Source organism: Enterococcus durans, assembly GCF_002277935.1.
GTDB classification, from domain to species: domain Bacteria; phylum Bacillota; class Bacilli; order Lactobacillales; family Enterococcaceae; genus Enterococcus_B; species Enterococcus_B durans.
Genome location: NZ_CP022930.1, coordinates 2,091,347 through 2,104,080 on the forward strand (window position 1 = coordinate 2,091,347; position 12,734 = coordinate 2,104,080).

Annotated in this window: 11 protein-coding genes; 10 read left to right on the forward strand and 1 reads right to left on the reverse strand. The window is 38.7% G+C overall.

The genetic code is table 11. The features are described 5' to 3' along the window. Nucleotides 1–345: 345 nt before the first annotated feature. The 3 genes from CJZ72_RS10000 to CJZ72_RS10010 all read left to right on the forward strand — a co-directional run bounded on the left by CJZ72_RS10000 (nucleotide 346) and on the right by CJZ72_RS10010 (nucleotide 4,302). Nucleotides 346–1,869: a YfcC family protein gene (locus CJZ72_RS10000; RefSeq protein ID WP_081134417.1), complete on the forward strand. Its 1,524-nt coding sequence runs from the start codon at nucleotides 346–348 to the stop codon at nucleotides 1,867–1,869. Nucleotides 1,870–2,029: 160 nt separating this feature from the next. Next, nucleotides 2,030–3,370, forward strand: a complete 1,341-nt coding sequence (locus CJZ72_RS10005) for a M20 family metallopeptidase (protein WP_081134416.1) — start codon at nucleotides 2,030–2,032, stop codon at nucleotides 3,368–3,370. 203 nt (nucleotides 3,371–3,573) lie between these two features. Then, nucleotides 3,574–4,302: an alpha/beta hydrolase gene (locus CJZ72_RS10010; protein WP_081134415.1), complete on the forward strand. Its 729-nt coding sequence runs from the start codon at nucleotides 3,574–3,576 to the stop codon at nucleotides 4,300–4,302. A 126-nt stretch (nucleotides 4,303–4,428) separates the two neighbouring features. Here the strand turns inward: CJZ72_RS10010 and CJZ72_RS10015 are convergent, their stop codons facing one another. Continuing rightward, nucleotides 4,429–4,647: a ferredoxin gene (locus CJZ72_RS10015; protein ID WP_081134414.1), complete on the reverse strand. Its 219-nt coding sequence runs from the start codon at nucleotides 4,645–4,647 to the stop codon at nucleotides 4,429–4,431. Nucleotides 4,648–4,678: 31 nt separating this feature from the next. Here CJZ72_RS10015 and CJZ72_RS10020 point away from each other — a divergent pair, with 31 nt between their 5' ends. The 7 genes from CJZ72_RS10020 (at nucleotide 4,679) to CJZ72_RS10050 (ending at nucleotide 12,193) form a co-directional block, all read left to right on the forward strand. Continuing rightward, nucleotides 4,679–5,704: a helix-turn-helix domain-containing protein gene (locus CJZ72_RS10020; protein ID WP_081134413.1), complete on the forward strand. Its 1,026-nt coding sequence runs from the start codon at nucleotides 4,679–4,681 to the stop codon at nucleotides 5,702–5,704. Beyond that, the gene (locus tag CJZ72_RS10025; protein WP_081134412.1) at nucleotides 5,688–7,094 is read left to right on the forward strand and encodes a RecQ family ATP-dependent DNA helicase; all 1,407 of its coding nucleotides are present in this window, start codon (nucleotides 5,688–5,690) and stop codon (nucleotides 7,092–7,094) included. Before CJZ72_RS10020 ends, CJZ72_RS10025 begins: the two co-directional genes overlap by 17 nt. Before the next feature lie 69 nt (nucleotides 7,095–7,163). Next, entirely contained in the window at nucleotides 7,164–7,799 is a 636-nt protein-coding gene (locus CJZ72_RS10030) for an SAG1386/EF1546 family surface-associated protein (protein ID WP_095443803.1), read from the forward strand. A gap of 185 nt (nucleotides 7,800–7,984) precedes the next feature. After that, entirely contained in the window at nucleotides 7,985–8,662 is a 678-nt protein-coding gene (cmk, locus tag CJZ72_RS10035) for a (d)CMP kinase (protein WP_005878569.1), read from the forward strand. Nucleotides 8,663–8,797: 135 nt separating this feature from the next. Next, nucleotides 8,798–10,030, forward strand: a complete 1,233-nt coding sequence (gene rpsA, locus CJZ72_RS10040; protein ID WP_081134410.1) for a 30S ribosomal protein S1 — start codon at nucleotides 8,798–8,800, stop codon at nucleotides 10,028–10,030. 332 nt (nucleotides 10,031–10,362) lie between these two features. Further along, complete coding sequence (der, locus tag CJZ72_RS10045; protein ID WP_005878566.1) at nucleotides 10,363–11,673, forward strand: ribosome biogenesis GTPase Der; 1,311 nt, start codon at nucleotides 10,363–10,365, stop codon at nucleotides 11,671–11,673. Nucleotides 11,674–11,917: 244 nt separating this feature from the next. Continuing rightward, nucleotides 11,918–12,193, forward strand: coding sequence for an HU family DNA-binding protein (locus CJZ72_RS10050; protein ID WP_002290178.1), 276 nt, complete (start codon nucleotides 11,918–11,920; stop codon nucleotides 12,191–12,193). Nucleotides 12,194–12,734 lie beyond the last annotated feature (541 nt).

Below are 12,734 nucleotides of genomic sequence, written 5' to 3' on the forward strand. Positions count from 1 at the left end.
TTTATGAAAAAAAATACATTATATAAAATAATGTAAGCGTTTTATAGATGGTGTTTGAGTATTTTCTTCTTTAATGCATAAAAATGTATTTTATACAAACAAGTGTGAAAATCATCGCTTTTTGAATGATAAATAGGTTTATTTATTAGCTGAAAGAAACCGCTACAATAAAGATGAAAAAGCTTTCCAATAATTTTATAGAAGGAGGTATAGAAAAAACGAACCTTTTTGAATAAAACTTTTCGATTCTACGAGTTATTATTTTTGTTATTCAGCTATTTTTGATAAAATAACATTTGAATCGAAACTAAAAAGATTCTAAAGAAATAAGAAAGGAAGAAGAACATGGAACAAACAAAAAAGAAAAAATTTCAGATGCCTTCAGCGTATACGGTCTTATTCATCATTATTGCGATTATCGCTGTATTGACATGGTTCATCCCGGCAGGACATTATGGTGTTGACGCTGATGGGAATATTATTGCTGGATCTTATGAACGAGTGCAACAAAATCCCCAAGGACTATGGGATATTTTCATGGCACCAATCAATGGGATGTTAGGGGTTCCTGCTGGAGAACTAACAAAAGAAACACCAGCGGCTATTCCAATTTCTTTCTTTATCTTGGTTGTTGGGGGATTCCTAGGGATCATCAACAAGACAGGTGCACTAGATGCAGGGATTGCTTCTGTAGTGAAAAAGTTTAAAGGCAAAGAAAAAATGTTGATTCCTGTATTGATGATCTTGTTTGCTCTAGGTGGATCAACTTATGGGATGGCAGAAGAAACGATTCCATTCTATGCGTTGCTTATTCCAGTAATGATGGCAGTTGGTTTTGATACTGTAGTTGCTGTTGCAATCGTTTTAGTAGGCTCACAAGTGGGTTGTTTGGCTTCAACAGTTAACCCATTTGCCACAGGGGTTGCTTCACAGGCTGTAGGTATCTCTATGGGTGAAGGAATTGGCTTACGTTTCTTGATGTTCGTTGTATTGATCACGATTTCTATTCTATATGTTTATCGTTATGCATCAAAGATCGAAAAAGATCCGACAAAATCACTGGTTTACAACCAACGCGACGAAGACATGAAACATTTTGATATCGATTCGATTGGTCGCCAAGAAACGATCACGAAACGTCAAAAACATGTAAACGTTCTATTCTTTATTACATTTGGTATCATGATCATCAGTTTGATTCCTTGGACGACTTTGAATTCAAACTTCACTATTTTTGAATCGTTGACAAAATGGATAACAGGTATACCTGTTGTTGGTACAGTTTTAGGTAAAAACATGCTTCCGCTAGGTGATTGGTACTTCCCTGAAATCACGATGCTATTCTTAGTAATGGCAATCATTGTGGCATTTACTTATGGGATGAAAGAATCAGATTTTATCTCTGAGTTTTTAGCTGGTGCTTCTGACTTGATCGGTGTAGCGATCGTTGTAGCAGTCGCTCGCGGTATCCAAGTCGTAATGAACAATGGTTTGATCACAGATACGATCTTACATTGGGGCGAACAAGGACTAAGTTCATTATCATCAAGTGTCTTCTTGATCTTGACATTCATCTTCTATATCCCAATGTCATTCTTGATTCCATCAACTTCTGGTTTAGCAGCTGCTACGATGGGAATCATGGGACCAATGGGTGAATTTGCTGGAGTCGGCAAAGACTTAGTTATCACGGCTTATCAATCTGCATCAGGTTTAGTGAACTTGATCACACCAACTTCTGCAATCGTGATGGGTGCGGTAGCAATTGCCCGCTTCGATATCTCAGTATGGTGGAAATTTACTGGTAAGTTGATTGCTATCCTTTTTGTAGCCATTTGTGTTATCTTAGGTGTAGCAGCAATGTTATGATCCTCTCCTAACAAATTTTAGATTTGTAGAGGAAATATGGGGTGTAGCAATAACCTACACGTTACAAGATCCAAGCTCTTGTAGACTAATTATTTTTGAAAAAAGAGGTTGTGTCTGTTGTTTTGACATGACCTTTTTATTATATTAGGAGGCTAAAAACATGAAACAATTTGTAACTGAACAACATCGTGAACAAGCAGTAGAATCTTTAAGTGAATTGATTCGAATCCCGTCTGTTTTAGATGAAGGAGATTCTGGTGAAGGTCATCCGTTTGGTAAAAAAGTTGTTGCGGCTTTAGACAAAGTGTTAGAAATCGCCGAAGGTTTAGGATTCAAATCGTTTAAAGATCCTGAAGGCTACTATGGCTATGCAGAAGTTGGTTCAGGAGATGAACTCTTCGGTATTTTATGTCATATGGACGTGGTGCCTGCCGGAGATGAAAATAACTGGAAGACAAAACCATTTGATCCAACTGTAAAAGATGGTTTCATCATCGGACGTGGATCAGAAGACGATAAAGGGCCTTCGATGGCGGCGATGTATGCTGTTAAAGCTCTGATGGATGCAGGTGTTGAATTCAAAACGCGTATTCGTTTCATTTTCGGAACAGACGAAGAAAATCTATGGCGTTGCCTAGAAAAATACAACGAAAAAGAAGAAGGCGTTACACAAGGTTTTGCGCCAGATGCTGTTTTCCCATTGATCTATGCAGAAAAAGGCCTATTACAAGCTTATTTAACTGGACCTGGAACAAGTGAATTCTCTGTTCATGCTGGTGGAGCATTAAATGTTGTTCCTGATGAAGCACCTTATTCAGGTGAAAAATTAGCGGAAGTTAAAGATGCATTGAACAAACATCACTTCGATTTTGAAGACAAAGATGATGGCATCGTGGTCCTTGGTAAGAGTATCCACGCAAAAGATGCGGCAGAAGGCGTCAATGCTATCTCACGTTTAGCCATTGCCCTTTCAGAAGTATTTGATTTTGCACCTATCCAATTTTTAGGTCAATTAGTACAAGAAAATGCGACTGGTGAAAAAGTGGTAGGTAAAACAATCGATGAACAGTCAGGCGAATTGACAATGAACTTTGCTAATTTGGAAATCACACCAGAACATACAGAAATTGGTGTAGATATGCGTATCCCTGTTTCATTCAAAAAAGAAGATCTTGTTGAAAAAATGAAAGAAACTGTTGAAAAATACGATTTGACATATGAAGAATTCGACTTCCTTGATTCACTTTATGTTCCAAAAGATAGCGAATTGATCCAACAATTGTTAGGAACGTATCGTGATATCACTGGAGATATGACCGAACCACTTGTGTCTGGTGGAGCTACATTTGCGCGGACGATGAATCAATGTGTAGCCTTTGGTGCCTTATTCCCTGATACGCCAGACCTAATGCACCAAGCAAACGAAAAATGGGAATTGAGCAGTATGTATAAAACGATGGAAATCTATGCAGAAGCGATTTATCGTTTGTGTGGGAAATAAGTTTCACTAGGTTTTCTTGAAAAATAGTGTGAATCAGAAATTTCTTGAAGTGATCTTCAAAGGTTAGTGCAAAATCTAACACTTGAGGATCGCTTTATTTATTTACCTCAGGAATCAGTAAAAAATAGTTGCATTTTCAGCGTAATTTCCTTAGTGTAACTTTATAATGATCAGATAAAATTGATTGAAAAAGGGGAGAGACAGTGAAATTATTCAAACGAATACTTATAGGTTTAGTCATCATATTAGGCATAGCAGGCGGCGCTGGCTATTACTATCTGCAACAGAGTACGTATGAGCCTTCCACGCAAGCAACTCAAGCTTCTCAACATGGCAAAGATGAAGGAGACTACTTATTATTTGGACAAAAGAACAATAAAAAGGAACCTTTAGTGATCTTTTACCCAGGTGCATTAGTAGAACCAGAAAGTTACAGTATTTGGGCAAATGATTTAGCAGAAAACGGCTATACTGTTGCTATTGCCAAAATGCCGCTAGATTTAGCCATTTTGAGTGGAAACCGCGCAGATAAAATCAGAGAAGATTTTCCCGATAGAAATTACGTGATTGGTGGCCATTCGCTGGGTGGCGTGATGGCAAGCCGTTATGCGAATGCGAACTCAAAAGAACAACAATTAAAAGGGATCTTTTATTTAGCAAGTTACCCTGACAAAAAAGGAACACTTGCAAAAAGTAAATTACCTATCTTGAGCATCACTGCTTCCAACGATCAGGTATTGGACCAAGAAGCCTATGAGTCAGCGAAAGAATACTTGCCAACGCAGACAGAATATGTTTCGATCGAAGGTGGAAATCATGGGGGCTTTGGGAGTTATGGCGAACAAAAGGGAGACGGAAAAGCGGAGATCACGAACGCAGATCAACAAACGGCAATCGTCAACACTCTACTGAATTGGTTAGCTGGACTATGATCTGCTCAGTCGCTGTTTAGGATCAAATAAGACACAAGAAGAAGGAGCGTGGGACAAAAGTAAGAAACACTTCTGTCCCAGTCTCTCCTTTCTTCTAAATTTTTTCTTGTTGATGAGATAGCTGTATTATGATCTTTCTAGTAAGATTGCTCTTACCGGACATTTTTGGTAGGCTTTTTGTACGGGTTCTTTTTCTTTTTCAGAGACGAATTGTTGATGGGCTTCTGGTTCTTGTGCAAACAGCACGATGCCCTCTTCATCATAATCAAAAATATCTGGCGCCTCGATTTGGCAAAGTCCACAAGCGATGCAACGTTCAGGGACGAGTTTACATAGTAATGACATTTCTAACCATCCTATTCTTAAGGGGATTAATATGACTGAATTTATTTTATCTTTATTTTTATCAAGAAACAAGCTAAGGGTATCTAGCTTATTTCAACTAATTAGTGGGAAGCGTACGACGTCTGTTTTGATTTATAGTTTTTTGAATGATCTTTTATTGGTTCATGGGAGTTTTCCAACATTGAAGCAAGAAGAATTTTTGGCGATCATTACTCGCTTGGAGCAAGAAAAGCTGATTGTTCTGATTGATAACCACGCATCAATCACCACGCTTGGGAAGAAGAAATTAGAAAAAAACGAATTTTCTTATCAAGGAGTGCACTATGATCGATATGGCAGGACCTATTTGACTTGCTGGCGTCTCCTCAAGTTTGCTGTCCAAGTAGTCTCGAATCTGACAAATGGTACAGCAAATTATTTACCGATTGAAACAAGTCCGTTTTATACATTCCAAATAAAAAGATGGCTAGCTAGTACAAAGTTGAACCGAGAAGAATTATCAGAAAAAATCTATCAGGAATTCGTAGCGTTGTTTACTGGGATGCCAGAAGAATTGGCTGACTTTCTAGCCAATCAGTTTTCAGGAGAACATGACTTGGGGCTTTTACCTTATCAATTGACGGATAAACAAGAAAATCAAGCAACGTTATTCGAAGCAAAAGCAATTCATGTCATGTTACAGAATCTCGAAAAAAGAAATGACTTTTTGCTTTTTAGATTGCTCAAGCCACTATTTGATCAGAATCTAAATCAGAGTATGCTGATTACGCGAAAGCTTATTTTAGAAGGATATTCTGTTGAGCAAGTGATGTCTGCGCGTCAACTAAAAAAAGGAACAGTCACAGATCATTTGATTGAATGGTTGCTTTTTTTTGATGATTTTCCTTACACAACGATGATTTCAAAGAAAACAGTGGACTCTCTTAGTCGGTTGAAGGATGTCCGTTCTTGGAATTATCGAGAAATAAATGCGCAGTTCTCTTTAGATTACGGAGAATTCCGCTTTTATCAACTTGGTCTATTGAAAGGAGAACTTGAACATGGAACTGATCGATGAGCTACGCAAACGATTTGGTTTTTCATCTTTTCGACCAGGTCAAGAAGAAATTATCCAAGCCCTTTTGCAAGAACAAAATGTGCTAGCTGTCTTACCAACTGGCAATGGGAAAAGTCTATGCTATCAGCTAACTGGCTATTTGAGGGAAGGGATAGTAGTCATCGTTTCCCCACTCCTATCGCTGATGGAAGATCAGGTCACACAGCTTCAAAAGCAAGGAGAGAAAAGAGTAGTCGCATACAATAGTTTATTGTCTAAATCAGAAAAAGCATATGTGCTGCAACATCTAGCAGAATATAAATTTTTGTTTTTAAGTCCAGAGATGTTGACTCAAAAAGAGCTTCTGAATGTTTTGCAACGACAAAAAATCGGCTTATATGTCATTGATGAAGCCCATTGTGTTTCTCAGTGGGGGGTGGATTTTCGTCCGGAATATCAGCAATTGGGAGTGATTGGTAAACGGTTAGGATCACCCGTGACGCTCGCATTGACGGCAACGGCGACAACGGTTGTTCAACAGGATATCGAAAAGGTGCTTTTTGTTTTGCCACCGCAAGTAGTGAGACATTCTGTCAATCGTAAAAATATTTCTTTATTTGTCAGAAAAACGGAAGACAAAGATGAAGAATTAGCTACTTTGATGAAACAGGCGAATGGCTCAATGATCATCTATTGTGCGACTAAAAAAGAAGTGGAACGACTGTATCAATTGTATCGAGGATCATTTTCAGTTGGCTATTATCATGGTGGATTAGATGCTTCACAAAGGAGACAGTTGCAGTTACAGTTCAGTCAAAATAAATTACAATTTCTAGTTGCTACCAATGCTTTCGGAATGGGTATCGATAAACCAGATATCCGAACAGTCGTCCATTATGATCTGCCAGATAGTTTAGAAAATTATGTCCAAGAGATTGGTCGAGCCGGCAGGGATCAGCAACCAAGCAAAGCAATTTTGTTATACAAGAAAAACGATGAGCGTATCCATTATTTCTTTAACCAATTGTCAAGAGAACAACGCCAAGTATTTGAATTTTATCTAGAAAATAATCTTGATAACAACGAATTTTTTGATGAAGTACAGCAAAAGTGGTTGGAGGTCGTTGAAAAAATGACTGATCCGCAACAATGGGTGGATCGATTAAAGGCACAAGAAAAAGCAAAGCAGTATCGCTTACAGCAAATGCTTCATTATATCAATAGTGAAACTTGTCGAAGAGAATTGATTCTTGATTATTTTGGTGAAAAATTGGTCGACAAGCCAATACAATGTTGTGATAAAGACGGAGCAGAGTTATATGGAGAAGCAAAAACAATAACACCACCAATTGTACAGAAAAGCTCGTGGCAGGAGATTTTACTAAATTTGTTTAAAAAAAACAACGGATAGCATTTTTTTAAGACAATGGAGTTCTTACTATGGTATAATACTCACGAAAGAATTTAGGAGGTTAACAAGGTGAGCAGAAAAGATCGACATCAATCATCAGAAAATAACGAAACACAAGAACCATGGGAACAACCGATCTATGATACGGAAGATGAATTTTCTTCAAGAAGTTCTCAACGACAACAAAAGAAAGGCAATACATTATTCTTGTCTCTCTTTTTAGTTCTATTAGTTTTATGTATCGCGATTCCAGCAGGAGCTTATTTCTGGATCAGAAACGGTTCAACGAATAGTGCATCAAGTGCATCATCTTCTTCGACAACATCATCATTGGTTGAAAGTTCTTCCACAAAAGAAGAATCTTCGGCTGTAGAATCAAGTAAAGAATCTGAAAGTACTTCTGAGAGTCAAGCAGTAGTGGAAACTACTCCTTCAAGCAGCAGTGTTAGTCAAGGAGAAGCAACTCCTTCTTCATCTGTTGTAGATCAAGAGGAAGTACAACCTTCAAGTAGTGCGGCGGCTGAAACGACACCATCTTCTTCATCTACTGCGCCAGCAGGTTCAACTACAACGGTCCAATCAGGTGAAGGTCCTAAACAAGTTGCAGAGCGTGCAGGTATTACGATCGATCAACTGTTTGAATTAAATGGAATCGATCCAAACAACTACTTCCTTTACCCAGGACAAGAGTTACGAATTAAATAATCATGAGACATGTTAGAAAAAGAGTCATCTGATACTCAAGACTCTTTTTCTACAGTCTCTTTTTGTATGAAGGTAGATAAAAAAAGAGTGCATCCATGAAGTTGTTTGCACTGTTGACTGTAAAAAAAGAAGGCGCAGTGACTTTGGTCGCAGCCCCTTCTTTTTTGAGAAAAGGGAGTTAGAAAATGACAAGAATCAGTATTGCAATAGACGGACCTGCTTCTTCAGGAAAAAGTACTGTTGCGAAAATTTTAGCAAAAGATTTCAACTATATTTATACTGATACAGGAGCAATGTATCGCGCAGTGACCTATCTGGCTATAACTCATCAGATTGCTTTTTCAGACGAAACGAAGTTAGTAGAATTATTGGATCACTATCCGATTTCTTTTAGTCAAGAAATTGATGGGCAGCATGTATGGGTAGCAGACGAAGATGTTACAACAGCTATCCGTCAACCAGATGTGACTCGAGCTGTTTCGGAAGTTTCAGCACATAAAAAGCTTCGTGAAGCGTTAGTGGCGATCCAACGTCAAATTGCTAAAGACGGAGGAGTCGTGATGGATGGACGTGACATCGGAACTTCAGTATTGCCACAGGCAGAAGTGAAAATCTTTTTAGTTGCCAGTGTCACTGAACGAGCACAGCGACGATATAAAGAGAATCTCGAAAAAGGAATCCCTACAGATTTAGCGACATTGACGGAAGAGATCCAAGCACGCGACCATTATGATTCCACCAGAAAAGCATCACCATTGAAACAAGCAGAAGATGCAGTTCGAATCGATACCACTGGTAAATCGATCCCGCAAGTCGTGCAAGCAATCAAAGATGTAGTCAACGAAAAAGGCTATCGTTTGTGAAAAAATGAAAAATTACGAAAATTCCGCTTTTTTTAGAGTAAAACAAACGAAATCGCTTTATTTTTTTTAAGTAATCAATTAAACTTAAAGCAGTACCGTGGTTACGGCAGAATGTTGGTTAGGAGGACAAGTGTTATGACAGAATTTGAACAAAATCAAACAGATAACAATCAATCGATGGAAGATGCAATGAATAGCGTCCAAGAAGTAAATGTCGGTGATGTTGTCAAAGGCGAAGTGTTAGTAATCGAAGACAAACAAGTGGTTGTAGGGATCGAAGGGGCTGGAGTAGAAGGCGTCATTCCTGCAAAAGAGTTGTCAACTTCACCTGTCGAAGAGATCAACGATATAGTAAAAGTTGGAGATGTCTTGGATCTAGTTGTTATCAGTACGATTGGCAAAGATAAAGAAAACGGGAGCTATTTACTTTCCAAACGTCGTTTAGATGCGAAAAAAGTATGGGAAGATATCGAAAAAGATTTCCAAGCTGGAAATGTGATCGAAGCACCAGTGACAAACGTCGTGAAAGGCGGATTGGTCGTTGATGTAGGCGTTCGTGGCTTTGTACCAGCTTCAATGGTGGAAGACCATTTTGTTGCTGATTTTTCAGAATACAAAGGGCAAACGTTGACGTTCAAAATCGTTGAAATCGAACCTTCAGAAAATCGCTTGATCCTTTCACATAAAGCAGTTGTCGAAACTGAAAAAGAAGAGAAGAAAAAAGCAGTTTTAGCAAATATTCATGAAGGCGACACGATCGATGGTCGTGTAGCACGTCTTACTGATTTTGGTGCTTTCGTTGACTTAGGCGGAATCGATGGACTAGTCCATGTATCTGAGATTTCTCATAGCCATGTTGCTAAGCCAAGTGATGTCTTAGCTGTAGGCGATGAAGTAACAGTGAAAGTACTATCTATCAACCCAGAACAGGAACGTGTATCATTATCGATCAAAGATACGTTGCCTGGACCTTGGTCAGATATCGAAGAAAAAGCGCCAGCTGGATCAGTCTTAGACGGTAAAGTGAAGCGTTTGACAAGTTTTGGTGCCTTTGTGGAAGTATTCCCTGGGGTAGAAGGACTTGTTCACATTTCTCAAATCTCACATAAACATATCGCTACACCTCATGAAGTTCTTCATGAAGGCGACGATGTGAAAGTGAAAGTGCTAGAAGTAAATCCTGAAGAGCATCGTATTGCTCTTAGCATCAAAGCTTTAGAAGAAAAACCAGCTTCTGAAGAAGAACCTAAAGATGTAGAATCTTATGAATTGCCAGAAGAAAACACTGGATTTACAATGGGAGATCTTTTAGGGGATGCATTAAAAGAAGAAGTAGAAGGAAACACATCAGACGATTCAGAAAAATAATCGTATCGTTTGGTAAAATCAAAAGCAAGCGGATCGAAAATCTTAAAAAGGTTTTTGATTCGTTTTTTGTTTTTGATGGTTGTTTGAAGTTAGGGGGAAGTAGCGGAAATAGTAAATATGAATCCGTAACGTCGAGAGAACTTTTTAGTATAGTAGGCTAGAATAGACTTTTTTTGATTGTAACTTTCAAATAGGACAGGTTTTACGATCAAAAAGCTGTTTTTGACTGAAAGGAAGATAAATACTTTGTTTATTTGTCAGTCTATGCTTGAAAGTTAGTGAGACATTCGTTAAACTGAATAAGATTGGAAACTTGTGAGGAGGAAATAACTATGGCAAATCCAACAATTGCAATCGTTGGCCGCCCGAACGTCGGTAAGTCTACGATTTTTAACCGCATCGCTGGTGAGCGTATCTCGATTGTCGAAGATACTCCTGGAGTAACTCGCGATCGCATTTACGCAAAAGGTGAATGGTTAGGTCGTGAGTTTAGCGTGATCGATACAGGTGGGATCGATTTAGGTGATGAACCATTTATGGATCAGATCAAACACCAAGCTGAGATCGCCATCGAAGAAGCGGATGTGATCATCTGTGTGGTTAGTGGACGTGAAGGTGTCACTGACGCGGATGAGGTCGTTGCAAAAATATTATATCGTAGTAACAAACCAGTGATATTAGCTGTTAACAAAGTAGATAATCCTGAAATGAGAAATGACATCTATGAGTTCTACTCATTAGGGTTAGGCGATCCATACCCAGTATCTGGGAGCCATGGATTAGGTATTGGTGATATCTTGGATGAGGCAGTGAAATTCTTTTCTGATGAGAATGAAGAGGAAGATGATGATACGATCAAGTTTAGTCTGATTGGTCGTCCAAACGTCGGTAAATCTTCTTTGATCAATGCAATCTTGGGAGAAGATCGTGTCATTGTTTCTGATATTGAAGGAACTACACGTGATGCAATCGATACGCACTTTGTATCAGAAAATGGTCAAAAATTCTTGATGATCGATACCGCTGGGATGAGAAAGCGCGGCAAAGTCTACGAAAATACTGAGAAATACAGTGTGATGCGTGCGATGCGTGCCATCGATCGTTCTGATATTGTTTTGATGGTATTGAACGCAGAAGAAGGAATCCGCGAACAAGATAAACGAGTAGCGGGCTATGCTCATGAAGCTGGCCGTGGTGTGATCATTGTGGTAAATAAATGGGATCTTGTCGAGAAAGAAACGAATACGATGCGTGATTTTGAACAAGAAATCCGCGAAGAATTCCGCTATCTCGATTATGCACCGATCGTTTTTGTTTCTGCAGTCACAAAGCAACGGCTTGAACGTTTGCCTGAAATGATTGAAGATGTAAGCATGAATCAAAACTTACGGGTATCATCTGCTGTTCTTAATGATATCATCATGGATGCGGTGGCCATCAATCCGACACCAACGGATAAAGGAAAACGTTTAAAAATCTTCTATGCAACTCAAGTAGCTGTTAAGCCACCGACCTTCGTTGTTTTTGTCAATGAAGAAGAGTTGATGCACTTTTCTTATGAACGTTTCTTAGAAAACCAAATTCGAAAAGCATTTACCTTTGAAGGGACATCGATTCGCATCATTCCTAGAAGAAGAAAATAGGCATTTTAACACATCAAGTAGAATTTTTCAAAAAAAATAGTTGGTTTTAAATATTACGTTTTCATGACTAAAAAAAGCATGTGAAAATTGGTAAAAACCTTGCTATTAAGCGGTTCATATGATATCGTGATAACAGAATATTGAACTTGATCAATATTTCTTTTAAACTTCTGGACCACTCAGAATGTTTTTAACTAAACTGATGTTTTACATCATATCTCTTGTGGAGGAGGTGAATCTATCCATGGCAAACAAAGCAGAATTAATCGAAAAAGTTGCTTCAGCTACTGACTTAACTAAAAAAGATGCAACTGCAGCAGTAGATGCTGTATTTTCAACTATTCAAGATGCTTTAGCTAACGGCGAAAAAGTTCAATTAATCGGTTTTGGTAACTTTGAAGTTCGCGAACGCGCAGCTCGTAAAGGACGTAACCCACAAACTGGTGAAGAAATCGAAATCCCAGCTAGCAAAGTACCTGCATTCAAACCAGGTAAAGCATTGAAAGATGCTGTTAAATAAGACAGCTAAAAAGCACTTGTAGCTCTCCTGCTACAGGTGCTTTTCTTTATACATGACGTGGGGCCTAAGCATAAAAAATGAGAAAGGCTCCTCGTTCGCTCCCGTGAGTTGTAGGAACTAGCAAAGTTTCGTGGAGCGGGTCTTTTTACAACTTAGCCCATAGTGTTCAGAGACCAACTCCTTGAAAAAATCCATTCTTATTGTCAGCGGAGCTGAACGGTCTTTTCACAACCTTATCCACGGTGTTCAAGAAGCAACTCCTCAGCAATAAGCTCTAGATTTCCAAAATATGAGAAGCTATTTTAGAAATCTAGTTCTTATTTGCTCGGAACTGTGCGCTTCTTTCACAACCTTTATCCACGGTGTTCAAAGACCAACTCCTTGAAATAAGTCTGGATTTTTCAAAACATGGAGAGCTGTTTCGAAAAAATCCATTCTTATTGTCGGCGGAGCTGAATGCTCTTTTCACAACCTTATCCACGGTGTTCAAGAAGCAACTCCTCAGCAATAAGCTCTAGATTTCCAAAATATGAGAAGCTAT